We start from the raw sequence: 26,130 nt of genomic DNA on the forward strand, positions 1-26,130 counted from the left end.
CCGCCTGCGGCGGCTCCTCAGGATGAGGCCCGAATGAGGCGAAGCTCCCGCTCAAGTCAGCGTCTATGCCCGCAGGCTGTCCACGTCGATGAAGCCCAGCTCGCGCGCCTCGGCGTCGAAGGCCTCGCGGTAGATGGGGAAGGCGCCGGTCTTGCGGATGGTCTCGCCGGTCATGGAATTGACGTAGTCGCGGCGCACCAGCAGCGGATGGGCGGCCGTGTTGGGGCAGGCATCGCCCTCGGCGATCAGGGCGCGGATCTGGGCGGTCAGGCCGGCGGCGTGGCAGGCATCCAGGTCGGCCTCGCGCCGCAATTCGTCGATCTCGGCCTTGAGCTCCTCGTTCTCCTCGCGCAATTGCTCGATTTCCGCCTGCAGGCGGGCCAGTTCGAATTCGGTCTGGGACATGGGACAGCCTCGCGAAAAAATCAGCGGCCGAAGGCGCGCAGCATGATGTCGACGGCCGCCGCGACGGTCGAGTCAGGGGTGGCGGCGGGGTTGGGCGGCAGGCCGAACAGGGCGCGCTGGAAGCATTCGCTGCGCAGCATGCCGATGAAGGCGTCGGTGGCCTGCCAGGGATCGTCCAGGCGCAGTTCGCCCCGCGCCGCCAGCCCGGCCAGCAAGTCGGCGACGCGCTGGCGGCCGCGCACCGGCCCGGCCCGGTAGAAGGCGTCGGCAAGGTCGGGATGGCGGGCCGATTCCGCCACCACCACCCGGTAGATGCGCAACACCTCGGGCGACAGGAACATGTCGAGCAGCTGGCGCCCGGCGGCGGTCAGCGCCGCACGGGCGTCCTGGCCCGGCGTCGCGGCGACGGCGCCCAGGCCATCGGCCTCGTCGTCGCAGCGGCGGCAGATGATGGCGCCGAACAGCTCGTCCTTGCCCTGGAAATGGGCATAGATGGTGGCCTTCGACACGCCGGCGCGGGCCGCCATCTGGTCCATGCTGGTGCCGGCATAGCCGCTTTCCAGGAAGCAGGCCTGGGCGGCATCCAGGATGGCGGCGCGCTTTGCCGCGGTTCGGGGGGTATCGGACCTGGCCATGACGCTAAACTAAACCGGCCGGTTCAGTTTCGTCAAAGGCCTTTATCCCTGTCCCAGCGCCGCCTTGCGGTCCTCCACCACCTTGTCGGCGGCACGCCCCGAAAGGTCCTGCAGATGGTCGAAGCGCCACGAGAAGGTGCCGACGCCCATGGTCAGCGAGCGCAGCTCGACGATCAGGTCGCCCATTTCGGCCTGCGGCAGGTAGGCCGAGACCTGGTCCCAGCCGGTCCAGCCTTCCTTGGCGTCGTAGCCCAGGATCTGGCCGCGACGGCCCGAGATGATGCGCTGCGCCTTCGAGGTGAAGTCGGACGGAACCGACACCTCGACCTGCAGGATGGGCTCCAGCAGCACCGGCTCGCACTTGGGCAGGCCCTCGGTCATGGCGATGCGGGCGGCGGTCTTGAACGCCATGTCCGAGCTGTCCACCGAGTGGTAGCTGCCGTCGGTCAGGGTCACCGCCACGTCCACCACCGGGAAGCCCAGCGGGCCGCATTTCAGGAACTCGGTGACGCCGTCCTCGACCGCCGGGATGTAGTTGCGCGGGATGGCGCCGCCGACGATCTTGTCCTCGAAGGCGAAGCCGGCGCCGCGCGGCTGCGGCCGGATCTCCATGTGGACGTCGCCGAACTGGCCGTGGCCGCCCGACTGCTTCTTGTGGCGGCCATGCACCGCGGTCGGCTTCCTGACGGTCTCCTTGTAGGGGACGGTGGGCTTGGCGGTGACCACGCCCATGTTGAAGCGGCTCTTCAGCCGTTCCAGCGCCACCAGCAGGTGGATCTCGCCCTGGCCCCACAGCACCAGTTCCGAGAATTCGGCGTTCTGCTCCAGGCGGTACGAGGGGTCCTCCTCCACCAGCTTGGTCAGGGTGCCCGACAGCTTGACGTCGTCGCCCTTCTTCTCGGCCTGCAGGGACAGGCCGAACAGCGGCTCCAGCGGCGCCGGCCAGGGGGCGCCGGTCTCGCCCTCGCCGCCCAGCAGGTCGCCGGTGGCGACGCTGTCGAGGCGGCCGAAGGCGGCGACGTCGCCCACCCCGGCCTTGGCCGCCTTGGTCAGGCTGCCGCCATTGGCGAGGTACAGGCCCGAGGGCCGCGTCCCGCCCACCGTCTGGCTGTCGGCAAACTCGCCGCGGAGGATGCGGGCATAGCTGAGCTTGCCGGTATGGGCGGCGTGCACGGTCTTGAACACCCGGGCCACCGCGGCGCCGCCATTGGCGAAGCCCAGCCGGGCGGCGGTGGCGGTGGGGGCGGGCACGTCGTGGCGCAGCGCCTTCCACAGCCGGGTGATGCCGCCGTCGTTCTCGGCGGTGCCGAAGAACACCGGCACGATGAGGTCGTCGGCCAGGTCCTTGGCCAGGTCGTCATAGACCTCCTGGGCCGGCGGGGCGACGTCCTCGAGCAGTTCTTCGAGCAGGTGGTCGTCGAAATCGGCCAGGTGCTCCAGCATCTCCTGGCGGGCCTGGCGCTCCTCGTCCTGCATGGCATCGGGGATCTTGATCAGGTCCGAGGTCTGGCCGGGATGGTAGCGGTAGGCCCGCTCGCTCACCAGATCGACGAAGCCGACCACCTGGTCGTTCTCGCGGATGGGCACCTCGCGCAGCACCAGCGGCCGTTCCGACACCGCCTGCAGCGCCTCCAGCGTTTCCCGCAGGCGCACGCCGGCGGTATCGACCTTGTTGACGAACAGCATGTGGGGCACCCGGTGCTCGTCGAGGAACTTGAGCAGCGGCGCCACCATCACCGCGCGGGCGGGATCGGGCTCGCACACCACGATGGCGGCGTCCACCGCCATCAGCGTGTTGTAGGCGTCCTGCTGGAACTCCACCGAGCCCGGGCAGTCGATGAAGGTCCAGCGCTCGCCCAGATATTCGGTGCCGGCGATGGTCGGCTCGACGCTCATCAGCCGGGCGCGGGCCTCGGCGCTGGCATCGCCGACGGTGTTGCCGTCCTTGATGCGGCCCTGGCGGGGAATGGCGCCGGCGCGGAACAGCAGGGCTTCCAGCAGGGTGGTCTTGCCGCTGGCGAACGGCCCGACCAGGGCGGCGGCGCGCGGAAGCGAAGGAGTCTTGCCGGTCATTGAATTCCCTCCCGTACTGAAAGCTGACGCCATGCTTTCAGGTGGCGCCGCGACTGGCAAGGGGGAATGGTGAGGAAGGAGGCATCCCCAGGGCGGGCTTGACACGCGCCGAGGTGAGGCGGCAACGCCCCGCGATCAGGGCAAGGGAACCTCGCGCCGGCGGGCGGAACTGAGCACCATCTCCAGCGCCCGCTCGCTGCATTCGACGCAGGACTGGCAGCCGCGCCGGCTGGCGCACAGCAGAATCTCGCGCAGGCCGTCGAGGTCGTCGGGCTTGCCCTTGCCCTCGGTCCAGCCGCATCGGGTCGTGACGGATTCTTTCATCGCCGTCTCCCCCCTTTCCAAAAATATTGGCGCCTCCCGAAATGGGGGCGCCAATGCATCTTCACCCTATACCCACACGACAAGCAAGGTCATGGGAACTAACGCATACTATCCTTGTGCGCAGCCCTCCGCCTTTCGCATGAGCGTCGCAGCCTCGCCGGTTGCGCCGGCCGCCGCCATTTCGTAAGGTTCGCGCCCGAAGGCAGCCCCAGACCGAAAAAAGGACGCCCCGCAATGAAGATCGACGGTGTTCCCTATCGCACCATCTGGCCGGCCGCCGACGGGGCGGCGGTGGAGATCATCGACCAGACCCGGCTGCCGCACGAATTCGTCACGGTGCGCCTGGACACCCTGGCCGACGCCGCCCATGCCATCAAGGCCATGCTGGTGCGCGGGGCGCCGCTGATCGGCGCCACCGCCGCCTACGGCATGGCGCTGGCCGCCCGGGCCAACCCGTCGGACCTGGCGCTGACGGTGGCCTACAATGTGCTGCACGCCACCCGCCCGACCGCCATCAACCTGAAATGGGCGCTGGACGAGATGATCAAGGCGCTGGGCCCGGTGCCCGAGCCTGAGCGCGCCGCCGCCGCCTTCGCCCGCGCCGCCGCCATCGCCGACGAGGACGTGGCCATCTGCTCGGCCATCGGCGACCACGGCGCCCGGCTGATCGCCGAAGCGTGGGAGAAGGCCAAGGCCAAGGGCGCCTCGCGCGTCAACGTGCTGACCCATTGCAATGCCGGCTGGCTCGCCACCGTCGATTGGGGCACCGCGCTGGCCCCGGTCTACAAGGCCTTCGATGCCGGCCTGCCGGTCCATGTCTGGGTCGATGAGACGCGCCCCCGCAACCAGGGCGCGGCGCTGACCGCGCGCGAGCTGAACTGGCACGGCGTGCCGCACACGGTGATCGCCGACAATACCGGCGGTCACCTGATGCAGCACGGCGAGGTCGACATCGTCATCGTCGGCACCGACCGCACCACCCGGGGCGGCGACGTCTGCAACAAGATCGGCACCTATCTGAAGGCGCTGGCGGCCAAGGACAACGGCGTGCCGTTCCACGTCGCCCTGCCCAGCCCGACCATCGACTGGACCGTCGCCGACGGGGTCAAGGAGATCCCCATCGAGCAGCGCGACCCGCGCGAGCAGAGCCACATCGCCGGCAAGGACGAAGCCGGGCGGGTGGTCGAGGTCCAGCTGGTCCCCGACGGCAGCGCCGCCGCCAATTACGCCTTCGACGTCACCCCCGCCCGCCTGGTCACCGGCCTGATCACCGAACGCGGTGTCTGTGCCGCCTCGGCCGAGGGGCTGCGGGCGTTGTTCCCCGAAAAAGCCTGAGGTCCCCATGAAATCCCTGTGGTCCGATACCGACGCCCAAGCCGCCATCGCCAAGTATGCGGCCCAGGGCCATAACCAGGATCTGGCGCTGCGCGTCTACACCACCCGGCTGCTGGGCGGCGATCCCAGGCTGGTGCTGCACGGCGGCGGCAACACCTCGGTCAAGACCGTCGTGAAGGATCTGGTCGGCGACGAGGTCGAGGTGCTGTGCGTCAAGGGCTCGGGCTGGGACATGGGCAACATCGAGCCGGCCGGCCTGCCGGCCGTGCGCATGGCGCCGCTGTTCAAGCTGCGCCGCCTGCCGGTGCTGTCGGACGAGGACATGGTCAATTTCCAGCGCGGCAACCTGATGGATTCGTCCAGCCCGAATCCCTCGGTGGAGACGCTGCTGCACGCCTTCCTGCCGCACAAGTTCATCGACCACACCCATTCCACCGCGGTGCTGTCGCTGACCGACCAGCCCGACGGCGAGGCCCTCTGCCGCGATCTCTACGGCCCGAAGATGGGCTACGTCCCCTACATCATGCCCGGCTTCGCCCTGGCCAAGAAGGCGGCCGAAATCTACGAGCAGGATTCCTCGGTGGAGGGGCTGATCCTGCTGAAGCACGGCATCTTCACCTTCGGCGCCACCGCCAAGGAAGCCTATGAGCGCATGATCCACTACGTGGACATGGCCGAAAAGCGGCTGCAGCAGAAGCGCAAGCCGGTGTTCAAGGCCGCCGCCCTGCCGGCCAGGGTGGCGCCGGTGTCGGCCGTCACGCCGGTGCTGCGCGGCCTGCTCGCCATCGAGGGCAAGGACGGCGCGTTCAAGCGCTGGGTGCTGGACTTCCGCACCTCCGACGCCATCCGCAACTACGTCGATGGCGAGGAGGTGTCGCGCTATTCCCAGGTCGGCGTGGTCACCCCCGACCACACCATCCGCACCAAGAACTGGCCGGCGGTGCTGCCGGCGCCCGATGGCGACGCCATGGAGGCCTGGGCGGCCTCGGCGAAGGCCGCCATCGACACCTACGTCGCCCGCTACCATTCCTATTTCGAGCGCAACAACGTCCGCGCCGAGCCGAAGAAGACCGAACTCGATCCCATGCCGCGGGTGCTGCTGGTGCCCGGCCTCGGGCTGTTCGGCGTGGGGGCCTCGAAGAAGGACGCCGCCATCGCCGCCGACATCGCGGTCAACACGGTGGAAAGCGTCACCGACGCCGAGGCGGTCGGCACCTACCAGCCGGTCTCGGAAGCCGACATGTTCGACTGCGAATACTGGGGGCTGGAGCAGGCCAAGCTGGGCAAGGGCGCCGAGAAGGCGCTGGCCCGCCAGGTGGTGGTGGTCACCGGCGGCGGCTCGGGCATCGGCGCCGCCACCGCGAAGGCGTTTGCGAAGGAGGGCGCCGAGGTGGCGGTGCTCGACCTCAACGAGGGCGCGGCGCAATCCGTCGCCAGATCCATCGGCGGCAAGGCCCTGGGCCTGGCCTGCGACGTCACCGATCCCAAGTCGGTGGCGGCGGCGTTCGCGGCGGTGTGCGCCCATTTCGGCGGCGTCGATGTGGTGGTCTCCAATGCCGGCGCCGCCTGGCAGGGCACGGTGGGCACGGTCGATGACGCGGTGCTGCGCACCAGCTTCGAGCTCAACTTCTTCGGCCACCAATCGGTGGCCAGCAACGCCGTGCAGGTGATGAAGGCGCAAGGGACGGGGGGCTGCCTGCTGTTCAACACCTCGAAGCAGGCGCTGAACCCGGGCAAGAACTTCGGCCCCTACGGCCTGCCCAAGGCCGCCACCCTGTTCCTGATGAAGCAATACGCCCTGGACCACGGCGCCGACGGCATTCGCTCCAACGCCGTCAACGCCGACCGCATCCGCTCGGGCCTGCTGACCGACGAGATGATCGCCAGCCGGTCGAAGGCCCGCGGGGTGTCGGAAACCAACTACATGGCCGGCAACCTGCTGGGCCGCGAGGTCACCGCCGAGGACGTCGCCGACGCCTTCGTCTACCTCGCCCGGGCGTCCAAGACCACCGCCTGCACGCTGACCGTCGATGGCGGCAATATCGAGGCGAGTTTGAGGTAGGTCCTGCCGTTTATCTTCGTCACCCCCGGGCTTGACCCGGGGGTCCACGGTGGCCGCCGTGACCGTGAAGCGTGGATGGCCGGGTCAAGCCCGGCCATGACGACGTTATGGCAATTCGGAGGTCACGGCCACGGGCTCGCCCCGATCACCGGCAGGTGCAGGTGGATCAGGGCGGCATAAAGGGCGATGCCGATCAGCCAGCGCCAGCCGGTCTCGGGCACCATCACCCAGGCCGGGCGGCCGGTCAGGGCGGCAAGGCCGTCCCAGTCGGCCAGGGCGCGCCGCCGCGCCGCGTCGAGCAGGCGGGGACCGGCCAGAGCAAGGGTCAGCAGCGGCACGAACACCAGAGCCGCGGCGGCATCGCCGTTGGGCACCAGGTGGGCGCCGGCCCAGATCGCCAGGCCCCACAGCACCGGATGGCGGGTCAGGCGCAGCAGGCCCGGCCGGGCGGGATCGAAGCCCTTGCCCCCGGGGCCGATGGAGAACGGGTTGGGCGTGGCCATCCCCGCCCCCAGCAGCAGGCAGGCCGGCGCCATGGCCAGCACCGGCACCCAGCGCATCCACGGCTGCTGATGCCACAGCACGATCGTGGGGGCGCGCTGGTAGGCGACGATGATCCAGGCCAGCAGCGCCAGCGACAGCAGCGAATAGGCGGCGATGAACCCGGTGCGGCCGCCCAGGGCGCGTTCGGCGCCGGCGCGGAAGGCGGGCCGGTTGGTCAGGCGGTGGCTGGCCAGGAACACCGCCACCGCCAGCGCCAGCTCCAGCACCGGGTCAGGCCCAGGGATGGGCTTCGGGAATGTCGAGCCGGTGCAGGCGGGCCGCCGCGGTCAGGGTGTTCCTGAGCAGGCAGGCGATGGTCATCGGCCCGACGCCGCCGGGCACCGGGGTGATGGCACCGGCCACCTGGACCGCCTCGGCGAAGGCGACGTCGCCCACCAGCTTGTTCTTGCCGGTCTGGTGGTCGACCACCCGGTTGATGCCGACGTCGATCACCGTTGCCCCGGGCTTGATCCAGTCGCCCCGGATCATCTCGGGCCGGCCCACGGCGGCGACCACGATGTCGGCGGCGCGCACCTCGGCCGGCAGGTCGCGGGTCTGGGAATGGGCGACGGTGACGGTGCAGCTTTCGCGGATCAGCAGATGGGCCATGGGCTTGCCGACGATGTTGGAGCGCCCGACGACGATGGCCTTCATCCCCGCCAGCGGCCCCAGATGGTCGCGCAGCATCATCAGCGAGCCCAGCGGCGTGCACGGAATCAGGCCGATGCCGCCCGAGGCCAGCTTGCCCACGTTCCAGGGGTGGAAGCCATCGACGTCCTTGTCGGGACGGATGGCTTCGATGACCTTCTGGGAATCGATGTGGCGGGGCAGCGGCAGCTGCACCAGGATGCCGTGCACGGCGGGATCGTCGTTGAGCCCCTCGATCAGGTTCAGCACATGGTGCTCGGGGGTGTCGGCGGGCAGGATGTGCTCGAACGAGTCCATGCCGCATTCCATCGCCCGCTTGTTCTTGTTGCGGACATAGACCTGGCTGGCCGGGTCCTCGCCCACCAGCACCACCGCCAGGCCGGGGGTGACGTGATGCTCGTCGCGGATCTCGCGCACGCGGGCGGCGATCTCGTCGCGCAGCCCGGCGGAAAAGGCGTTGCCGTCGATAAGCTTGGCACTCGTCATGTCAGCCTCTCCATCCAGGTTGCGAGGCGCCCCCCCAGCTCGTCGGGGTCGCCGGCCACGTGTATCACCTTGCGCCGGTCGGTGGCCCCCTGGACCAGCGTCAGCGCCGATTTCGCCACCTTCCATTCCTTCGCCAGCAGCTTGATCAGCGCGGCATTGGCCTTGCCGTCCTCGGGCACGGCGGTGACCGAGACCTTGAGCGCCACCGCACCGTCGGCATCGGCGGCGAGGCCGTCGATGCGGTCCCGCGCCGCCTTGGGCGTCAGGCGCACCCGCACCCGCACCCCGCCGGCGGCGGCGGCGACCGGCGACGCGGTCAAACCTGGCGTACCACCACCAGCAGCTCGCCCACCACCATGCGCAGGAAGATCAGGATCAGCCACAACGCGATGGGGGACAGGTCGACCGGGCCGATATCGGGCATCCAGCGGCGGATCGGGCGCAGCGCCGGTTCGGTCAGCCGTGCCAGCACCTCGCCGATGGTGCGGACGGCGTGGTTGTAGGTGTTGACCACGCCGAAGGCCAGCAGCCAGCTGAAGATCACCGTCGCCAGGACGATGTACCAGTAGATGGCCAGGGCGATGTCCACGACGGTGAGCAAGGGGACGAGGATGATGTCCATCGCGATGGGCCTCGGGTCTTCGGTTGGGCGCGCGGCCCAACCCTACCGGCAGAGGCGCCCGCGCGCAAGGGGACCCAAGGGTCGGCTTTGGTCCAGGCAGCGCTTGACAGCCCCCGGCCCATCCCATATTTTCGGCGCCCTTGAACGGGGCTGTAGCTCAGATGGGAGAGCGCCGCAATCGCACTGCGGAGGTCAGGGGTTCGATTCCCCTCAGCTCCACCAATTTTCTGCCCGCCGAATCCGCTGATCGTGTTACCACGATCAGCGGTGGAGCGCAAGGTTTCGCTTGCGTAAAGAGAGGCGTGGCACATCCAATGACATAGCAAAAAGGCCGCCAATCCCAAGGATTAGCGGCCTGATGCACGGCTAAGAATAATTCGTGTGGCAACGACTTTCTTAGCGTGCGTCAGGTCAGGTGTCAACGGAAAACCCTGTGTTTTCCGCACGGGCTGGCTCGTCCTTTTTCTCGTCGTGAAAGCCGCGCCCTCCGCGAGGAGGAGCGATGACGTGCGACCCAATGTTTGCGGTGGGGAGGCCCACCGGTAAGCAGCGGATGGAGGCCGCCCTGGCGGCGGCGGTGATGGAAAGCCGGGCCAAGGCGGCTCCGGCGCTGATCGGGACAGATCTTCGGCCCTTCGTGGCGCCACCGCCGGCGCCGGCCGAGATCGCCGCTCCGACGCGGCGGCGCGGGCCGTCGCGGCGCATGATCCAGCGCCGCCGCGCCGCCCATGCCCGGGCGCGCTGGCCATGGAAGCTGCAAACCCTGGCGGATGGCTGGACCGACGCCGAGGCCTGCCTGATCGACGCCTTGCTCTATCTGGGGGGCGCCACCGGCGAGTTCGAAGCCTACCGCGCCGAGTTGGGGAACCGTGCCGGCATCAGCCCGTCGGCGCAGCGCGCGGCCGAGGCCAAGCTGCGCTCACTCGGACTTCTGGAGGTGACGGAAAACCGCCTGGGCTACTCCCGCAACGAGGCCAACTCCTACCGCCTGATGGGGGTGTTGCGCGAGGCGGCGCGCATGTTGTGGGTGCGGAGGGGGGAGGGTACAAAACTTAGCGAACCCTCCGGTGGTGTTGAGAATCAACAACACCATACATCTCCTACATTGACCGCCCCCACCACGGTAAAGCGGACGCCTGGACGGCGCCCTCCCGTCGCCCAGGGGGCGCCGACCTCCCCCCGATCAGGGGAGGTACGTATGCCGCTCGGCAGGGGCGAGGGAGCGGAGCCGCCGGCGGCCGAGGCGGCGCCGGATCGGGTGGACGAACGCCTTGCCCTCGACCTGGCCCGCACCTTCCTGCCCGACCTCGCCCCGGACGAGGCGCCACCCGAATCGGCGGCCGAGCTGCTGGCCATCGCCGACCGGCTGCAGCGGACCTATGCGCCCACCCTGTGGCCGCAGGTCTGGCGGAGCTGGCGAGCGCGCTGGGGCCTGACGGCCGCGCTGGCCATCGTGGAAACCGGCCTGATGCGCCGGGGCGGCAAGATACGGGAGAGCGGTGGCCAATACCTGTCGGGGTTGCTTGGCCGCAACCGGCGCCAGGCGCCGGCGCCGGAGGCGACGCTGCAGGCGATGCGGGCGGCGCGATGCGCGCCCGGCCTGGCCATCGGCCGGCGCTGGGCACCCGGCCCCGATGGAGGCCGGCCATGAGACGCCCCGCCACCATGACGTGGATCATATATTTCCACGCCGCGATCGTCGCCCTCAGCCCCATTTTCTCCGTCGTTTCAATGGCATCGCCTAACGGTGAGGTCGGTGAAATCGCGCGAATTATCGATGGCGACACCTTCGTCGTCCGCCATGCCGGCGCGCCGAACGGAGAGCCGATGCGCGCAATGCACATGGACACCCCTGAAAAGGGGGACCGTGCCCGCTGCCAGGCCGAACGGACGCTGGCCCGGCGAGCCTCCGACCTGGCCCGCCGCTTGTTGCCGCCGGGAAGCCGCGTCCGGCTGCAGCCCGCCGGCCGCGACCGCTACGGCCGCTTGTTGGCTGCGATCACCTTGGCGGACGGGCGTGATCTCGCCCGGGTGATGATCGCCTCCGGCCTGGCCCGCCCCTATGAGGGCGGCAGGAAGTCCGATTGGTGCCGGCCATGATGACGACCGAAAACTCAGGGGCTGTCCGCCCCTCGCGCGGTCAATGGGCAAGCGCCGGGCTGGCGCCCGTCGGCACGGGGCGGCCCTCCCCCGAAAATCCGCTTCGCGGATCGCTGGCGCGCCCTCCGGGTTTCGGGCGGTACCCCCGCCACCCCGTGCCCCATGACCTTGCTACCCCCGATTCCACGACGAGGGAAAGGTGCGCCGCCCACGACCAGGTGGTGCCCGCCAACCCCGATGGAGAACAGTCATGAGCTACACGCTTGGAAATGGATGGAATGAAGACTGCGGCTATTACAGCTATCCCTCGCGGCGCGGCGTTGGCCAGCGCCTGCATTCTGGTTGCCGGAAGTCGGACGCCTACAAGCTGCCCATGGGCTGGATGCCCGGGGCCTGGAAGAAGTGGCCGCACCTGGGATCGGTGAGGCGCAACACCTACCGGCCGGCGATCGCGGAGGCGCGCCGGCGCCGGTTCTTCCAGGCGATGAACCGCAATCCCCTCTACTACATCGACATCGACTACCGGCCGGCCGGCGCCCTGCGTCTCGGCTATGCCTGGGAATGGCGGACGCGGGAAAGCGACCGCCCCGCCACCGAGCTTCCGACCGGTCGCCGGACCATCACCCTGCAGCTCGACGGCACCACCGCCCAGCTGCTCGACGAGCTGGCGGCGCTGTGCACCGAGGCCGACCAGGAGAGCGGGAGTTTCACCAGCCATGGGCCGCTGACCGTCGAGAGCATGCTGCAGATGGTGATCCAGGACCTGGCGATGGTGGTGTCGCGTCCCGGGTCCTGGGAGGGCGCCAACATGGCCAGAGTGTTCGCCAGCCACGGCTACCAGGTCTGACAGGGGAGGGACGTGCCATGACCCTTGTTTCGCGATCCATGTACACGGAACCCAAATCAGCGTCCCCGGGCGGCGAAAGCGCCCCCCGGCAGTGCCGGTGGTGCGGGACGGTCATGAACAGCCCACGGCGCAACCAGGCGTGCTGCAGCGCCGAGTGCCGTGAGGCCTGGGAACGCTCCAAGCGTGACCGGCGCAAGCAGGCCGCAGCGGAGAAGCCGAAGGGAACCTGCCTGTGGTGCGACGGCCCCTTCGACAAGATGCGGAAGGCTCAGGACTTCTGCTGCCCGGACCACCAGCAGGCGTTCAACAATTTCTGGAAGGGCAAGGGGCCGGCGCTGGCCAAGGCCCTGCACGCCTGGCGCGTCGGCAAGGCGCCGGGTGGCTTGACCGAGGTGTGCCGTGAGTTTGCCGCTGCCCGTGACGAGCTGAAGGACAAGCGCGCCGCAGCCGCCAAAGCGAAGAAGGGAGGCTGAACCATGGTGAAGTACGTTCCCCCGGCCAACGACAACGCCGACGCCCGCCGCGCCCTCGCCCACCTGCGGGCGTTCCGGGCCATGCCCGCCCCGATCCAAGACCGCCTCACCCACTTGGCAGAGGCCATCATGCAGGCCGGTGATCCGGCCAACCTGGATGCGGCGTGGCAGGGCCTGCGCGACCAGGTGCACCACTTCCGCCTGGCCGACCAGGTCGATGAGACGGAGGGTTGACGATGCGCGCCACCACATGCTGGCGACGGCTCCCCGTCGCTGATCCCAACGACCCGCGCGAGATCGAGGCCAAGACCGAAACGCTGGCGGAGGAGATCCATGCCAAGTCGGGGCGGCCTGCATACGTCGCGACAACGTTGCGGCGGGGGGCAGAGGTGTGGGCCGCCTATACCGTTGAAAGCTGGCGGGAGGCTCCGTAGCCGAGCATATCGAGCTCCAAACTGGGCAGAAAGGGGGAACGGTGGGTTTGGGAGGAATGGCTGACCCTAGGGTTAAGTGCAGTGGCGCCGAAACTCGCACAGAAGCACGGAGCGACTAGATTAGCTCGCACGGGTAGAGTAGGATTAGGCCGAAATACCTTTGGGGCTGGGCATGAAAACGCACCAAGTTTTCGGTATCACACCGCACGTTAGCGAGCATTCCTACATCGATCGTGGTTCGTTGGATCGCGAGTTCCAGAAGCTCATCGATCGCCAGCAAACTCACATTGCTATCAGGGGAGCGTCAAAGGTCGGCAAGTCCTGGCTCCGGCAGCGCGTGTTGAACGACCCCATCGTCGTGCAGTGCCGCCTTTCCTACACGACCCTGGACATATATCGCGATGCCCTGGCCCGGCTCGATATTTGCCTCGAAATCGAGAAAACCGAGACCTCAGCGCTGAAAGGTAAAATTGCGGCAGTTGGAGAAGCGGGTTTCAAACTCATCGCCAAGGCGACGGGGAGCGTCGAAGTCGCCGGCGAATACCAGGCGGGGGTTAAGGAACATGCCGTCGGTAAGGACCTTGGCGATCTGGAATTCATTGCCTCTCTAATTCGCGCGTCAAAACGCACGCTCGTGATTGAAGACTTCCACTATCTATCGACCGAGGAGCAGCGGCGCTTCGCGTTCGATCTAAAAACGCTTTGGGATTACCATACTTTCGTCGTGGTCATTGGGGTCTGGATCAGCGAAAACATGTTGATCACCCTGAACCCTGACCTTGCGGATCGGATTGAAGAGATACCCGTGACCTGGCAAAGAGCAGAGCTCAAGGAAGTTCTGCTAAAGGGATGTGGCGCTCTGGGTCTTCAGCCAAGCAGCCAAGTTGCTGATGAGCTGACGGAAATCGCCTATGAAAGCGCCGGGCTCCTGCAAAAATTGGCGCTTAGAATGATTGATGACGAACTGGGTATCTCCGAGTCCGCACCTACTGGCACCGCGATCCAGATCAATGACATTGGAGCAGTGCATTCTGCGGCAATGCATGTTGCCGAACAACTGAATCAGCTGTATCAGGCTTTTGCGAGGCGGGTTTCCGACGGAATCAGAACGCGAAAAAACTCGACAGGCATTTATGCTCATGCGATGGCCGCAGTCATGTCTGCGACTGATCAGCAATTGTCAGAGGGGCTTTCTGCAAAGGTTATCCACGGCGTGGCAAATGCACGCCAACCCCGCGTCCAGCTCGGCAACCTTAAGACCATCCTTGCACGCTTCCCAGAACTGCAAGTGGACTCGGACGGTCGCGGCTTGGTACTGGCCTACGACCCGCAAGACGAAAAGGTCAATGTCGTCGATAAGCAACTGCTTCTATATCGCCGGTTTGCGACCATCAAGTGGCCTTGGGAGGATTTGATAACAGAATGCGGTAATGACGAGAGTGTGTATGAAGGTTGACCGGGTCATTCTTGATGACCCCCCTAGTTCCACATTCTCACCAGTGTTTTTTCTGTTAGCATCAGCAGCCAGTGTGGCAAGTGCGTACGATACCCGTTTTTGTAGGCCTGCACTGACACTCGGATCGACCGCCATGGGCGGAACTTCATAAAGCCAGGTTCGCGTCGGTGAGTGCCAGATGACCAATCGGAACGCCTCCCAGTGTACTTTGCCAATTGGCTGCCTATCCGGTACCATTTCCCGACATAGGGAGCCGCAGCGATGGCGCAGCCACAGCCTTCACCCGACATGTCCGACGCCGAGGAACGCCGCTTCGCCGCCGCGTTCACCCGTGACGTTGCCAACGATTCCGGCGAGGAGGCGAAGCGCCACCTCGCCGCTGGCCGGCCGATCTATTACGGCGACGACCGCTTCCGCGACGCCGTTGTGAAAGAGTACCCGGACGGGCGGCGCCAGCTCGTCACCTTCCGGGACGAGACCGAAGTGGTCTTGCGCGACCTCTGATGCATCAGCTCTGGATCGTCGCCGGCCCCAATGGGTCCGGCAAGACCACCCTGACCCGCAAGCATCTGGCAAGCCGCCTTCCCGTCGTGAATCCCGACGACAACGCCCGCGAGCTGGCGGGCGTGGCGACGGTGGCGGCCGACACCGCAATCCGGGCCGGGCGCCAGGCCCTCACCCGGCAACGCCAGTTGATCGCTGCGCGCCAGAGCTTCGCCCTGGAGACCACCTTTTCCGGCAACCGTGAACTGGCGCTCATGCGCGACGCCAAGGCGGCCGGCTACAAGGTCAACCTGGTCTTCGTCTGCACCGACACGCCGGAGCTGTCCATCGGCCGGATCATGGTCCGGGTCGCCGATGGCGGCCATCATGTTCCGGCGGCCGATGTGCGGCGCCGCTACCAGCGCAGCCTGGCCAACCTTCCCGCCGGCATGGCGCTGGCGGATCGCACCTGGTTGCTGGACAACACCCGATCCCGCATGCGCCTGGTTGCTTCGATCGAGGCCGGCCAGGTCAAGAGCCAGTCCAACGCCCTTCCCCGCTGGGTCCGACAAGCCCGATTGCCGATCCTGGAGCAGGGAGCCGGCCTGACCCCGTAGCGGGCCACGGGTCGGACCACCCGGGCCACCGCCTCCATCGCCTCGGTTTCGTGGCCGTGCTCCTACAGATTGCCCGGGCCGGCGGCAATGACGCATTTTGGCTCCCCCACGCCCTGCGGGCGCGGTCCCCCCAAAATGCTATGCCCCCGGCCCGGGTAATCTGTTGCCGGAGCGCCATCGAAACCGCGCCGATGGAGGCTCCCATGACCCGCACCGCCACCGAGACCCACACCTACCTGCACTGGCACGACGACGTTCCCTACCTGGTCAGCTGGACCCCGGGCACCGAGTTCGGCACCCTTGAAGCCCGGGTCGCCGACGACGACTTCGCCGCCCTCGCCGCCGCGCCCTGGTCCGTCGGCATCCGCCTCGATGTCGCGGCCGTGGCCCTGGAGCAGATCGCGGCGGTCAACGTCCAGATGCACCACGACGCGGCGGCGGCCGAGCGCACCTTCGCCATGGCCGCTTAGGCGGCCATGGACACCTCCAGTCCGGGCGTCGGCCGAAGGGGTGACGCCACCGGCCGGGGGGATCGCAAGCTCACCCCCCGGCCGGCGCCGTCTGGTGGCCGCTGGCGAATTCCCGCCAGAACGTCGGCCAGCCGTCCTCGCGCAGGGTTATAGCGATCGTCTCGCCGGATCGCTGGCCAGGCACGGGCGTCAGCACCACCTCTTTTAGGAGCGCCTTGAACATCTGCCGGGTCTCGACGACATCCGCGTTCAGATCCACGTTCGCCACCGCCCGCAGCAGCCCGACCGCAATTGCCGCTTCCTCGGGCACTACCACCGGGTGGACGGACAGCGCCTTCTGCCGGATGGTGGCCAGGTCCGCCTGCAGCTCCAAAATCCTTGCCGTGGCCTGATCGACATCGACTCCCTTTTCGACCGCTGTCAGCAGCCGACGGATACCCGCCTCAGTATCGGCTTCCCGCCGCGCCAGGTCCTCTTGCTTCGCGAGGTCCTTGGCGAACGCCTTGGAAAACGGGGCGCGAAACCCTCCCTGTTCAATCCGCTTCCGGATCGCCCGGAAGGTCGCCGCCATCAGCACAGCTTCCGTCGTGCCCCGCGCGTTGGCGCATTTCTTGGCGTAGCGGTGGGTCGAACACAGATATCGCGATGCATTAGCCAGCGACTTCGGCCCTCCGCAGGCGCCACATTTCACCCAGCCCGTGAGGGCGTGCTGGTTGTGGCTGTTCAGGATGGTGCCCAGTGTCTTTCGCGGCTTCTCCGCCTGTTTGCGCTCTCGAAGCCGCCGCTGCGCCTTCTGCCACAGGTCATCGGCGATGATGCGGAGCGCCGGCACTGCGGTGCGGGTCCATTCCTCTTCGGGGTTGCAGATGTAGCGCTTCTTGCCGCTCACCGGGTCCCGGACGATCCGAGTCCGGTTGTAGATCAGGTTCCCGATATACACCTCGTTGCAGAGGATGCCTTCTTGCCGCTTCAGCGAGCCGGCGATGGCGTTCCGCTTCCACAGTCCTCCCGATGGCGAAGGTATCTCGTCCCGGTTCAGCGCCTCTACGATTTGCGGGATTTTCGCGCCGCCCACGAAATCCGCGAACACGCGGCGCACGACCTCTGCCTGTGCCTCGTTGATTGCCCGGACGCCATTGACCGTGCGGCCCTTCCCATCCACGACCCCTCGCACCACCCGGTAGCCATAGGGGCAGGACGAGGCGGAGTAGCCTGCGGCCACCCGCGCCGATTGTCCCCGCCGAACCTTCGCCTTCAAGTCCCGCAGCATCAGTTGGTTCATCGTCCCTTTGAGGCCGATGTGCAGCTCGGTGATGTGTCCCTCATGGACGGTCCACATGCCGACACCATGATAGGCCATCCTCTCATACAGGCCGGCAATGTCTTTCAGCGACCGTGACACCCGGTCGAGGCCTTCCGCCACCACCAGGTCAATCCGCTTCGCCTCGACGGCCCGCATGAGGCGGAGCAGGCCGGGACGTTCCATCGTGGAGCCGGTGATCGCTGCGTCCGAGAACACCAGCGCGGATCGCGGGTCCGTGGGGGCGAAATGCTGGGTGATGACCGAGCGGCAGAGCGCCACCTGGTCATCGACCGATGACGGGTTCTGGAGGTCGCTTGAGTAGCGGGCGTAGATGGCGATGCAGCGGGGCAGACCGTGCTTTCTCATGGGGCATGGTTATGCCGCCGGATTTCCACGTATGCAATGGGGCCGGGACCAGCCGGCGGTTTTTCATGTGTTTGTCGATGTTTGTCGAACTGCCACGATCTTTGTCGATGTTTGTCGAACTTTCCCCCGACTTTCCCTTGTCGTGATACGGCAGGATAGGCGCGGTGGGCCCACCGCGCGGCGCCCCGGAGGGCGCAAGGGCTTATTCGCACCTCAGCGGTGCTCAACGATCTTCGGGAGGCCAAAGGCGGCGGAGCCTAATTTCATAGTCGTGCTGCTCACCGGCATAGACACCCTCCAATTGGTCGACATAGGCGTTGACCGTTGATCAGACCATAAGCCGTCGTTACGGATCATCGTGTCGAGCGCCTCGACACTGACCGTAATCGTCGTGAATCTGCGGGAGCAGGTTGTTGGTCGGCAGCGGATCATCGTTCACCTCCATGCTTGTGGAGGTATTTATGCTGCGTCCGCAGGCGCGCTGCCGGGGCAGCCTCTTCGTGCGTGACCAATGCTGTCATGGCCCGCAACACTTGTGCTTGCTGCCTCTCCGCTGCACTGCCATCATCGATCCGCAAAAGTGCGTTCAGGTTGCGACTTGCCTGGGGGAGGGCGATGCCGGCGGGAATTACAGTGAGCGCGACATCTACCATCACGCCCTCGCTCGCGGACATGGACAGCCGTCGCTGATCGAGGCTAGTTCGGCTTGGAGGCGTGTTCCGCCGAACGACTTGGCTTATGAGAGATCGAGGGGATTTTGAAATGAACGTCCAGGCGCATGAGCAGCTAAAGGCGACCATCTGGGAAATTGCCAACCGCCTTCGCGGCCCCTATCGCCCGCCCCAATACCGTTTGGTCATGTTGCCAATCATCGTTCTGCGCCGGCTGGACTGCGTTCTTGAGCCGACGAAAGACGCGGTTCTGAAGGAGTACGAGCGCCTCACCGCTCAGAACATGCCGGAAGCGGCGATGGATCGTCTTCTCGGCAAGGCGGCGGACCCCAAACGCAAGCACCCCCTCTACAACACCAGCCCGTTCACCTTCCAGAAGCTGCTTGGCGACGCCGAAAACATCGCCCCCAACCTCGTCTCCTACATCAACGGTTTCTCGGCGACCGCGCGGAGCATCTTCGAGCGCTTCAAGTTCAACGACCAGATCGAGAAGTTGGACGCCAGCAACCGGCTTTTCACTATCGTCAAGGCGATGGCCGATGTGGACCTGCATCCCGACTTCATCGACAACCTCCAGATGGGCTACCTGTTCGAGCATCTGGTGATGCGCTTCAACGAGCAGGCCAACGAGGAGGCCGGCGACCACTTCACCCCGCGTGAGGTCATCCGGCTGATGGCGAACCTCGTCTACACCGGAGAGCAGGATGTCTATCGTCCCAGCATCTTTCTAAAAATTTACGATCCGACCTGCGGCACCGGCGGCATGCTGTCAGAGTCAGAGAAGTTCATCCTGGACCAGAACAGCCGTGCCAACCTCGCCCTGTTCGGGCAGGAGTATAACGACGAGTCCTGGGCTATCTGCTGCTCGGATATGCTGATCAAGGACGAGGATACCAGCAGCATCGTTCTCGGTGACACGCTCGGTGACGGCAAGACCCGTGACGGGTTCGAGGGCGAGAATTTCCATTACCTGCTTGCCAACCCACCATTCGGCGTGGAGTGGAAGGATCAGAAGATCGTCGTCGAGAAGGAGCACAGCGAATTGGGCTTCTCCGGGCGCTTCGGCGCCGGTCTGCCCGCCATCAATGACGGCTCGCTGCTGTTCCTTCAGCACATGATTTCCAAGATGCACCCCTACAAGAAGGGGGATGAGGACGCGGTTGGCTCCAAGATCGCCATCGTCTTCAACGGTTCGCCCACCGGGTGAAGCCGGCGGGATCGACGCCCTCCGGGAGGTACCAGGACTTGGCCTGCCGATCCCACTTGGCGCCGGCGGCTTTGGCTTCATCCTTTTCGGCGAAAGGCACGGCGATGAAGGTGCGTCGTTTCGGTTCCTCGGTCATCGCAGGCTCCCGGTCCTCGGTGATCGCGGTTTCTGCGCCGGCGGGCTGGCGGCGGGCCGTCTGTTCCAGCTCTTGCCGACGCTCGGGTTCCATCACCCACGTCTTGATGGTTTCCGCGTCGCGGGCGGCGCGGAAAATCTCGTTCTTGTCTTCCTGCAAGGTCCGCAGCCACGATTCCACATAGGCCGCATGGTTGGAGGGATCGAACGAGATGCCCATGTCGCGGGCCAGCATGTAGCTGGCGATCTCCGCCCTCAGTTCCTCCCGCGCGTAGCCCTCGGAGCCGAACGGCCCGAAGTCGCGGGCAAGGCGGGAATGGTGGCCGGTGGCGTGCCCCAGCTCGTGCAAAGCGGTCTCGTAATAGGCTTCCGTGCCCTTGAACGATTCGATCGGCGGCAAATGGATCTGATCGGTGGCGGGGCGGTAGAAGGCCCGGTTGCGCTGGTCATGGAATACCGGCACGCCGGCGCCGGCGATGATGGCTTCCGCCCGGGCGATGCGGGCCGGTGCCTCCGGCGCCGGCGGCGGCATATAGGCGGCCAGGCCGTCGATTTGATCGGCGTTGAACACCTTGGCGTAGAACACCCGGGGCCGATCGAGGCGCACGGACTCGCGGCGCGGCCGGCCGCTGGAATCCAGCACCGGATTGCCGGCGGCATCGACCATCGGCCGATCCATGGTCCACTGCCAGTATTCGATGGTGGCCGAGCGTTCGCCCTTGCGGACTTGCGCCCCCTGTTCGAGGGCTTGGCGATAGGTCATCCAGCGCGGATCGCCGCGCCCCTGCAGCGTCAGCCACAGGTCGTTGATGCCGCGATAGGGCTTTCCGGATATCGGGTTGAACGGCCCGGTGCCGAGCGTTCCGGCCTGCCAGGGCTTCTGCCAAGGGGCGGTGCCGGCCTCGATGCGGGCGATGATCTCGCCGGCGATCTCGTCGCGATAGCTGATCTTGCCGTCGGCCATCACTCACCCCCTTCCGCCACGTCGTCGAAGCGGCTTTCCAGGGCGTCATCGGGGGCCAAGGCGTCTTCGACGAACGCCCCCATGGTTTCCGCGTCGTCGGGATCGACCGGCACCACGGCACCAGCCGAGGCGGTGAGGGCGATGCACCGGGCCAGGGTATGTTCCAGCGTCGTCATGGTCGTTTCCCCCCTTCAGTTCTTGTCTTCGACGATCGGCGTGATGCCGCCGGTGTTATCGACTTCGATCTCCACCGAAGTCCGCTTCTGGCCTTCCTGTTCCCAGGCGCGGGCACGAAGTGCCCCCTGGACGAACACCAGACGGCCCTTGGTCGCCTCCTTGGCCAGCACCTTGTCGATGAGCGAAGGGACGAAGGTGACGACCCGGAACCAGTCGGTTTCGGTATGCCACTTGCCGGAACGGTCCTTGTAGGAGCGATCGACGGCGAGATTGAACGAGGCCACCTTGCCCTTGTCCCCGGGCATGGTCTTGATCTCGGCATCGGCACCGAGGCGGCCCACCAGCATCGCGGTGTTGAGGTTGAACATCACATTTCCCCTATGGTCAGAACGCCGGCCGCGAGAACGCACGGAGCCGGTCGGCGATGGGTGAAGGGCCGGCCTCCGCCGCCGGCATGGGCAGCCCGGCGCCATCGTCCGGGCGGTCGCAGCCGACCGGGGCGAGGCGGGAACGGGCGAGCAGGGTCTTGTCGAAGAAGTAGAGTGGCTGGCGGCCGAGGATCGGCGGGGCGCCGGCGGCGAACACAAGCATGTCGCCGGCTCGCACGATGCGGGACGGATCGCGGGCCGATTTCTTGGCCGCCTTCAGCCGCATGCATTCATCGGGCGTCAGCAGCGGCCGGCCGACCTCCGACACCGAGTCGGTGACACTGGCGCCGAAGACCTGCATGGCCTTGCGATTGCGGCTGCGCTTGGCCTGGACGATGGTCGTCTTGCCGCACATCTCCGACAGGGTCTTCGCGGTGGCCACGTCGTTGGGGGCGTAGGCGACGCGGATATGGCAATTGCCGATGATCGAGTTCTCGCGGCCGTAGGTGCCCTGCAGCTGAACCAGGTCCTGGACGATCAGGAACGCCTTGATGCCGTAGCCGGCCATGAAGGCCAGCGCCCGCTCGAAGATTTCCAGCTTCCCGATCGAGGTGAACTCATCGAGCATCAGCAGCAGGCGGTGGCGGTAGGCCGCCTTGCCGTCGGCTCCGACGTTCTGCATCAGCCGGCGCATGAACAGGTTGAGGATCACCCGCAGCAGCGGGCGCAGGCGGTCGATGTCGGACGGCGGCACGATCAGGTACAGCGATGCCGGCTCATCGCCGGTCATCAGATCCTCAAGGCGGAAATCCGACGTGGCGATGTTCTTGGCGATGATGGGATCGCGGTAGAGCGCCAGATCGACCTTCGACGAGGACTGCACGCCCGACCGTTCCGGCCCGGCCCGGTCCTTCATTTCCTGTGCGGCGGCGTTGACCAGGTGGTTGGCCGCCGGCGTGCCTTCGGCGAAGGCGATCATCTTGTCCAACAGGTCATCCAGCCCCTCGCCCGGGGCGGTCAGCACCGCATCCACGTCGGGCAGCGAGGCAGCCCGGTTCTGGTCACGGCGGATGGTGTAGAGGGTGTAGAGGATGCCCGCGGTCAGCCAGGCGTACCCGGATTTCTGCCAGTAATCGGCCAGGCCCTTGCCGTCCGGGTCGATGATCATGGCGGCGATGTTTTGGGCATCGGCGACTTCATGGCCGGTGCCGATGCGGACCTCCGCCAGCGGGTTGAAGCGGATCGATCCTTCTTCCGCCGTGGGATCGAACTTGAGGATGCGCTGACCGAGCGACGCCCGCCAGCCCGAGGTCAGCCGCCAGTTCTCGCCCTTGATATCCAGCACCAGCACCGAGGTGGGCCAGGACAGCAGCGTCGGCAGCACCAGGCCGACGCCCTTGCCCGACCGTGTCGGGGCGAAGGTCAGCACATGCTCCGGCCCGTCATGGCGCAGGGTGCGGGCACCGCGCCAAGTGGGCCAGCCGCCCACCACCACTCCGACCCGCCCCATGAGGCCGGCGCTGCGGACATCGGCCTTGCGCGCCCAGCGGGCCGATCCGTGCAGGGTGGTGTCGTCGCGGGCGCCGTGCATGGTGTGGCCGCCGATCCGCGAGGCCACCGCCTGCAGCGCCAGGATCAAGGCGATGGAGACGGCGCCGGCGCCGAGGATGCCCCACTGGACGAAGCCGGGCACCTGGCCATAGGCCTGCAGGTATCGCCACACCCAGGCCCAGGACTCACCCTGCAGCGGGTAGAATGCCCACATTTCCTGCCACAGCCACCCCAGCGCCACGAAGACGCCAGCGACGACGAAGGGCACGGCCAGGACGATCATGCGGCGATCCTTTCCTGCAGCTCGCCGTCGCGCATCACCCAGCGATCGGCGCGCGGCTCGTAGATGTCGGTGATGCGGCGGTAGCCGTCGGTGGTGCGCTTGATCTGGACGATCACGTCCACCAGCTCGGCGAGGAATTCTGGCACCCGGGGCATGGTCTGCCCCGACCAGGCGATGTTCTGATCGAACTTGCGGTGCAGAACCTGGTAGGGGCTTTCGGCGTGGATCGTGCACATGAACCCAGTGATTCCCGAGTTCAGGGCGCCCAAGGCGGCGAAGGCGTTTTGCGTGCTGATCTCGCCGAAGATGACGTGATCCGGGGTGGCGCGCATTTGGTGGTCGTAGAGCTGGCGCCAATCGATCATGCCCGAGGCGGTGGACGCCTCACGGGCCGCCAGCAGGCCGACGCCGTCCCAGAACCGATCAATGTGCAGTTCCGGCGTATCCTCGCAGGCGACCACCCGGCGATCGGCCGGCAGGAATTCCAGCAGCTTGTTGAGCAGCGTCGTCTTGCCGGTGTTGGTGGCGCCGGAGACGATCATGTTGCGCTCCGCCATCAAGGCGGCGCGGAGATAGGAGACCACCGGCGCCGAGGCCCCCACCTGGTCCCAGGTGGGGGTGAAGGGGTGCTTGCAGCGGATGGCCATGGACACCCCGGTTTGCACCGAGGAGCCCACCAGGCATTCGAAGCGGTGCCGCACCTCCGGCACGATGCAGGAGAGCTTCGGCGCCGTGTCGGGGTCGAACAGGACGCCAGTGACGTTGGCCAGCGACCGGCACATGTCCTCGATGCGGGCCAGCGTCAGCTCCGGCGCTTCGACGATGCGCTTGCCTTCGCCGCGCCGATCGACGATGACCCGCTTCGGCCTGGTCATCCGCATCTCGACCGTGGTGGCGTCGTCGTAATACGCCGCCAGCGGCCGAAGGATGATGGAGATCGCCGAGGACATGGCGATCACCAGCCCAGTTGTGCCCGCCAGGTCGCCACAGCTCCCGCAGTCGGGTTCTGCGTGCAGGAGCCGGCGTACTCGGTGCACGGCTGTTCGCGCTTGACCGAGTTCAGGCTGGAGATGGTCGTGCCATCTTCGCGAATTACGACGTGAGTTGCGGTGTAATCGGCGTACTGGCAATAGATCGGCCAGGTGCCGACAAGCACTTGCCCCTCACCAGCCCAGGTTTCGTATTGATAATGCGTCCCGCACTGGTAGCTGGCGTCACTGCCGGCGACCTTGTTCCATTCGGCGGCGGACATTCCGCCTGATGCGGTGCAGACGTTGGTCGGGCCGATCGGCAACCCGGCCCCGACATTCTTCAGGTATTCGGTGTCGTCCGGACGGTCCCAACGCTGATAATTGGCTGTCAGGCGATAGGCATTGCAGCCCTCGTAACTGCTTTGACCGGTTGCCTGTGTCGTTGTCCCGTTGGGCAGGTACGACACCTGCGGCGCCCCTGGCACCACTGTCGATGACGCCACCGTGTAGGTGCTGCCGTTTACCGAAATCGTCACCGTGGACAGCGGATAGGACCACAGCTGGTCATCGTGATGCTGATAGCCGGTGACCGTCACGTCATGGGCATAGGTCACCGCCGAGGTCTGGCATCCGGCGACGTATTCCCGCACGCCACTGGGCTTCAGGTAATAGAACCGCTCTTGCCCATAGGACACGCCGGCATCGAGGTCGTGGGTCCATTGCGACGGTTCCATGCAGCCGTCCGTCGTCGCCATGATGGCCGACGACGAAGTGTCGGGCGTGCATTCGGTGATGTACTGAGCGACGCCATCCACGGTGATTCGCTTGCGCGATTGCAGCGTGACGGTCTTCGTCGTCAGGTTGGTGATCGGTGTGCAGATGTAGTTGCCGCCGGCATCGGCATAGACCGTCTCGTGCGGGAAGGTCCGGCCGTCATCGGCGCAGGGCGCCGCCTGGTAGGTCACGCCGCCGCGCACATAGGTCCACATGCTCAGTTCGTGGCTCATCGCACCGGCGAAGTCGTGGCGCATGGAACAGTTGGCCGCGCTTTCCGTCATGGCCACGGCGGCCGACTTGGTGGAGGTGTCGCAGCCCCGCGCCTCGATTCGGGCGTTGTTGCGGTTGAGGTAGACGAGGGCCGCCTGGGGCACCGCCTGCGAGGTGGAGAAATCCAGGAACATGGCGCACTGAGATTCGTCTTCCGCGATGGTGTAGACGGTCTCGGTGTCTTGGGTGCATTCGCCGACCGGGTGGTTCTCCCCGGAATCGTCGATGTAATAGAGGCTGTATTGCGGCCACGCCTTCAGGCCCGCCAGATCGACGACATCGACCGAGCACGACAGGTAGGACTTCTGCAGCGCGAAGCTGACCTCGGAATCGCTGCACTGCCCGTCCGCCGACAGGGCTCCGTCGGTGAAGGTCTGCGTCTTGCTCTGCCGGAACGCGCGGCCCTGCGCCACGTCGATACGCACCGGGCAGCCCTCGGTGGTGGTGCGCGTGTCTACCGTCGGTTCGTCGGTGGTGGTCTGTGGCGTGGCGGCCACCGTCGGCGACTTGTAGCCCGAGGCCAGGTCGTTGGAGGAACCGCCGCCGGTGGTGGGGTTCTGCGACGTATCGTCCTTGACGACCGTCTTTTCCTCCTTCGCCGTCTTCGGCGTGGCCAGGCGCTGCAGCGCCGCCACCAGGGCCGCCTTCGATCCCTGGACCTCAATGGTCTTTTCCGGGAAGAGCTGGCTGGTCTCCTTGGCGTCGAACTGCGCCGTCATTCCCTCGGTGGAGATGGTTTCCTCGCGGTCGCCCTTGGCCACCGACACCACCAGCACTTGGCCGATGGATTGATTGTCCACCGCCACCTTGCGGGCGTAGCCCTTGGCGGTGACCCCCGACAGCAGCTCCGGCGCCACGCCATCGATGCGCCCGAGCGCGAACGACGCCGGGATCGGCTGCGCCTCCGGCAAGGTGACCGCCGCCACCGGCCACACCGGGACGGCGATGGTATCGACCGGCGCCGCCGGCGCCGTCGCGGTTGCCGCCGTGGCCGGCGTGGGGGCGGCGGTTTGCGCCAGGGCCGGCGCGGACCAGGCGAGGAAGGCGGCGAGGGCCGCAACGGCGATACGCATG

Annotated in this window: 28 protein-coding genes and 1 tRNA gene; 14 read left to right on the plus strand and 15 right to left on the minus strand. The window is 66.7% G+C overall.

What is annotated here, in order from left to right:
• Positions 1-63: 63 nt before the first annotated feature.
• From MTBUT4_RS07010 to MTBUT4_RS07025, 4 genes are all read right to left on the minus strand, one after another.
• Positions 64-405: a septum formation initiator family protein gene (locus MTBUT4_RS07010; RefSeq protein ID WP_173978959.1), complete on the minus strand. Its 342-nt coding sequence runs from the start codon at positions 403-405 to the stop codon at positions 64-66.
• Between the two features lie 20 nt (positions 406-425).
• The gene (locus tag MTBUT4_RS07015) at positions 426-1,040 is read right to left on the minus strand and encodes a TetR/AcrR family transcriptional regulator (protein WP_173978960.1); all 615 of its coding nucleotides are present in this window, start codon (positions 1,038-1,040) and stop codon (positions 426-428) included.
• 42 nt (positions 1,041-1,082) lie between these two features.
• Positions 1,083-3,113 carry an elongation factor G gene (locus MTBUT4_RS07020; protein WP_173978961.1) on the minus strand — a complete coding sequence of 677 codons (2,031 nt, stop codon included), beginning with the start codon at positions 3,111-3,113 and terminating at the stop codon, positions 1,083-1,085.
• A 135-nt stretch (positions 3,114-3,248) separates the two neighbouring features.
• The gene (locus MTBUT4_RS07025) at positions 3,249-3,437 is read right to left on the minus strand and encodes a hypothetical protein (RefSeq protein WP_173978962.1); all 189 of its coding nucleotides are present in this window, start codon (positions 3,435-3,437) and stop codon (positions 3,249-3,251) included.
• Positions 3,438-3,671: 234 nt separating this feature from the next.
• On the opposite strand from MTBUT4_RS07025, the gene mtnA reads away from it, so the two are divergent.
• Both mtnA and MTBUT4_RS07035 read left to right on the plus strand, forming a co-directional pair.
• The gene (mtnA, locus tag MTBUT4_RS07030; RefSeq protein WP_173978963.1) at positions 3,672-4,772 is read left to right on the plus strand and encodes an S-methyl-5-thioribose-1-phosphate isomerase; all 1,101 of its coding nucleotides are present in this window, start codon (positions 3,672-3,674) and stop codon (positions 4,770-4,772) included.
• Positions 4,773-4,779: 7 nt separating this feature from the next.
• Positions 4,780-6,834, plus strand: a complete 2,055-nt coding sequence (locus MTBUT4_RS07035; RefSeq protein WP_173978964.1) for a bifunctional aldolase/short-chain dehydrogenase — start codon at positions 4,780-4,782, stop codon at positions 6,832-6,834.
• 122 nt (positions 6,835-6,956) lie between these two features.
• On the opposite strand, the gene MTBUT4_RS07040 is transcribed toward MTBUT4_RS07035, so the two are convergent.
• From MTBUT4_RS07040 to MTBUT4_RS07055, 4 genes are read right to left on the minus strand one after another with little or no spacing between them, the layout of a single operon-like run.
• Positions 6,957-7,604: an NnrU family protein gene (locus MTBUT4_RS07040; RefSeq protein WP_254434774.1), complete on the minus strand. Its 648-nt coding sequence runs from the start codon at positions 7,602-7,604 to the stop codon at positions 6,957-6,959.
• 4 nt (positions 7,605-7,608) lie between these two features.
• Complete coding sequence (gene folD, locus MTBUT4_RS07045) at positions 7,609-8,511, minus strand: bifunctional methylenetetrahydrofolate dehydrogenase/methenyltetrahydrofolate cyclohydrolase FolD (RefSeq protein ID WP_173978965.1); 903 nt, start codon at positions 8,509-8,511, stop codon at positions 7,609-7,611.
• Positions 8,508-8,831 (minus strand): DUF167 family protein, encoded by a 324-nt coding sequence (locus tag MTBUT4_RS07050; protein ID WP_173978966.1) that lies wholly within the window; start codon positions 8,829-8,831, stop codon positions 8,508-8,510. The genes folD and MTBUT4_RS07050 overlap by 4 nt, the downstream gene beginning before the upstream one ends.
• A complete protein-coding gene (locus tag MTBUT4_RS07055) occupies positions 8,828-9,133 on the minus strand; it encodes a YggT family protein (RefSeq protein ID WP_173978967.1) in 306 nt (101 codons plus the stop codon). The genes MTBUT4_RS07050 and MTBUT4_RS07055 overlap by 4 nt, the downstream gene beginning before the upstream one ends.
• A 146-nt stretch (positions 9,134-9,279) precedes the next feature.
• On the opposite strand from MTBUT4_RS07055, the gene MTBUT4_RS07060 reads away from it, so the two are divergent.
• From MTBUT4_RS07060 to MTBUT4_RS07110, 11 genes are all read left to right on the plus strand, one after another.
• Positions 9,280-9,355 (plus strand) — tRNA-Ala (locus MTBUT4_RS07060).
• 331 nt (positions 9,356-9,686) lie between these two features.
• Positions 9,687-10,784 (plus strand): hypothetical protein, encoded by a 1,098-nt coding sequence (locus MTBUT4_RS07065; RefSeq protein ID WP_173978968.1) that lies wholly within the window; start codon positions 9,687-9,689, stop codon positions 10,782-10,784.
• Positions 10,781-11,233, plus strand: a complete 453-nt coding sequence (locus MTBUT4_RS07070; RefSeq protein WP_173978969.1) for a thermonuclease family protein — start codon at positions 10,781-10,783, stop codon at positions 11,231-11,233. The genes MTBUT4_RS07065 and MTBUT4_RS07070 overlap by 4 nt, the downstream gene beginning before the upstream one ends.
• Positions 11,234-11,483: 250 nt before the next feature.
• Complete coding sequence (locus MTBUT4_RS07075) at positions 11,484-12,080, plus strand: hypothetical protein (RefSeq protein WP_173978970.1); 597 nt, start codon at positions 11,484-11,486, stop codon at positions 12,078-12,080.
• Between the two features lie 113 nt (positions 12,081-12,193).
• Positions 12,194-12,553: a hypothetical protein gene (locus MTBUT4_RS07080; protein ID WP_173978971.1), complete on the plus strand. Its 360-nt coding sequence runs from the start codon at positions 12,194-12,196 to the stop codon at positions 12,551-12,553.
• Between the two features lie 3 nt (positions 12,554-12,556).
• A complete protein-coding gene (locus tag MTBUT4_RS07085) occupies positions 12,557-12,787 on the plus strand; it encodes a hypothetical protein (protein WP_173978972.1) in 231 nt (76 codons plus the stop codon).
• Between the two features lie 2 nt (positions 12,788-12,789).
• Positions 12,790-12,987: a hypothetical protein gene (locus tag MTBUT4_RS07090; RefSeq protein WP_173978973.1), complete on the plus strand. Its 198-nt coding sequence runs from the start codon at positions 12,790-12,792 to the stop codon at positions 12,985-12,987.
• A 172-nt stretch (positions 12,988-13,159) separates the two neighbouring features.
• Positions 13,160-14,443: a hypothetical protein gene (locus tag MTBUT4_RS07095; protein ID WP_173978974.1), complete on the plus strand. Its 1,284-nt coding sequence runs from the start codon at positions 13,160-13,162 to the stop codon at positions 14,441-14,443.
• Between the two features lie 261 nt (positions 14,444-14,704).
• Positions 14,705-14,947 (plus strand): hypothetical protein, encoded by a 243-nt coding sequence (locus MTBUT4_RS07100; RefSeq protein WP_217424123.1) that lies wholly within the window; start codon positions 14,705-14,707, stop codon positions 14,945-14,947.
• On the plus strand, positions 14,947-15,543 hold the full coding sequence (locus tag MTBUT4_RS07105; RefSeq protein ID WP_217424124.1) for an AAA family ATPase: 597 nt from the start codon (positions 14,947-14,949) through the stop codon (positions 15,541-15,543). Before MTBUT4_RS07100 ends, MTBUT4_RS07105 begins: the two co-directional genes overlap by 1 nt.
• Before the next feature lie 203 nt (positions 15,544-15,746).
• On the plus strand, positions 15,747-16,013 hold the full coding sequence (locus MTBUT4_RS07110; protein WP_173978975.1) for a hypothetical protein: 267 nt from the start codon (positions 15,747-15,749) through the stop codon (positions 16,011-16,013).
• A 70-nt stretch (positions 16,014-16,083) separates the two neighbouring features.
• Here MTBUT4_RS07110 and MTBUT4_RS07115 read toward each other — a convergent pair whose 3' ends face one another.
• Complete coding sequence (locus MTBUT4_RS07115; protein ID WP_173978976.1) at positions 16,084-17,682, minus strand: recombinase family protein; 1,599 nt, start codon at positions 17,680-17,682, stop codon at positions 16,084-16,086.
• A 762-nt stretch (positions 17,683-18,444) separates the two neighbouring features.
• On the opposite strand from MTBUT4_RS07115, the gene MTBUT4_RS07120 reads away from it, so the two are divergent.
• On the plus strand, positions 18,445-19,560 hold the full coding sequence (locus MTBUT4_RS07120; protein ID WP_217424125.1) for a class I SAM-dependent DNA methyltransferase: 1,116 nt from the start codon (positions 18,445-18,447) through the stop codon (positions 19,558-19,560).
• On the opposite strand, the gene MTBUT4_RS07125 is transcribed toward MTBUT4_RS07120, so the two are convergent.
• Genes MTBUT4_RS07125 through MTBUT4_RS07150 form a run of 6 tightly spaced genes read right to left on the minus strand, consistent with a single transcriptional unit; the run spans position 19,538 to position 26,129 of the window.
• On the minus strand, positions 19,538-20,659 hold the full coding sequence (locus MTBUT4_RS07125; RefSeq protein WP_173978977.1) for a zincin-like metallopeptidase domain-containing protein: 1,122 nt from the start codon (positions 20,657-20,659) through the stop codon (positions 19,538-19,540). The two genes, MTBUT4_RS07120 and MTBUT4_RS07125, sit on opposite strands and share 23 nt — an antisense overlap.
• The gene (locus tag MTBUT4_RS07130; protein WP_173978978.1) at positions 20,659-20,835 is read right to left on the minus strand and encodes a hypothetical protein; all 177 of its coding nucleotides are present in this window, start codon (positions 20,833-20,835) and stop codon (positions 20,659-20,661) included. The genes MTBUT4_RS07125 and MTBUT4_RS07130 overlap by 1 nt, the downstream gene beginning before the upstream one ends.
• A gap of 15 nt (positions 20,836-20,850) precedes the next feature.
• On the minus strand, positions 20,851-21,204 hold the full coding sequence (locus MTBUT4_RS07135; RefSeq protein ID WP_173978979.1) for a single-stranded DNA-binding protein: 354 nt from the start codon (positions 21,202-21,204) through the stop codon (positions 20,851-20,853).
• Between the two features lie 16 nt (positions 21,205-21,220).
• Positions 21,221-23,038 carry a type IV secretory system conjugative DNA transfer family protein gene (locus MTBUT4_RS07140; protein ID WP_173978980.1) on the minus strand — a complete coding sequence of 606 codons (1,818 nt, stop codon included), beginning with the start codon at positions 23,036-23,038 and terminating at the stop codon, positions 21,221-21,223.
• The gene (locus tag MTBUT4_RS07145) at positions 23,035-23,988 is read right to left on the minus strand and encodes a CpaF/VirB11 family protein (protein ID WP_173978981.1); all 954 of its coding nucleotides are present in this window, start codon (positions 23,986-23,988) and stop codon (positions 23,035-23,037) included. Before MTBUT4_RS07145 ends, MTBUT4_RS07140 begins: the two co-directional genes overlap by 4 nt.
• Before the next feature lie 5 nt (positions 23,989-23,993).
• Entirely contained in the window at positions 23,994-26,129 is a 2,136-nt protein-coding gene (locus MTBUT4_RS07150) for a hypothetical protein (protein WP_173978982.1), read from the minus strand.
• Position 26,130 lies beyond the last annotated feature (1 nt).

Origin of the sequence: Magnetospirillum sp. UT-4, from assembly GCF_902729435.1 — a bacterium.
Taxonomy (GTDB): Bacteria; Pseudomonadota; Alphaproteobacteria; order Rhodospirillales; family Magnetospirillaceae; genus Magnetospirillum.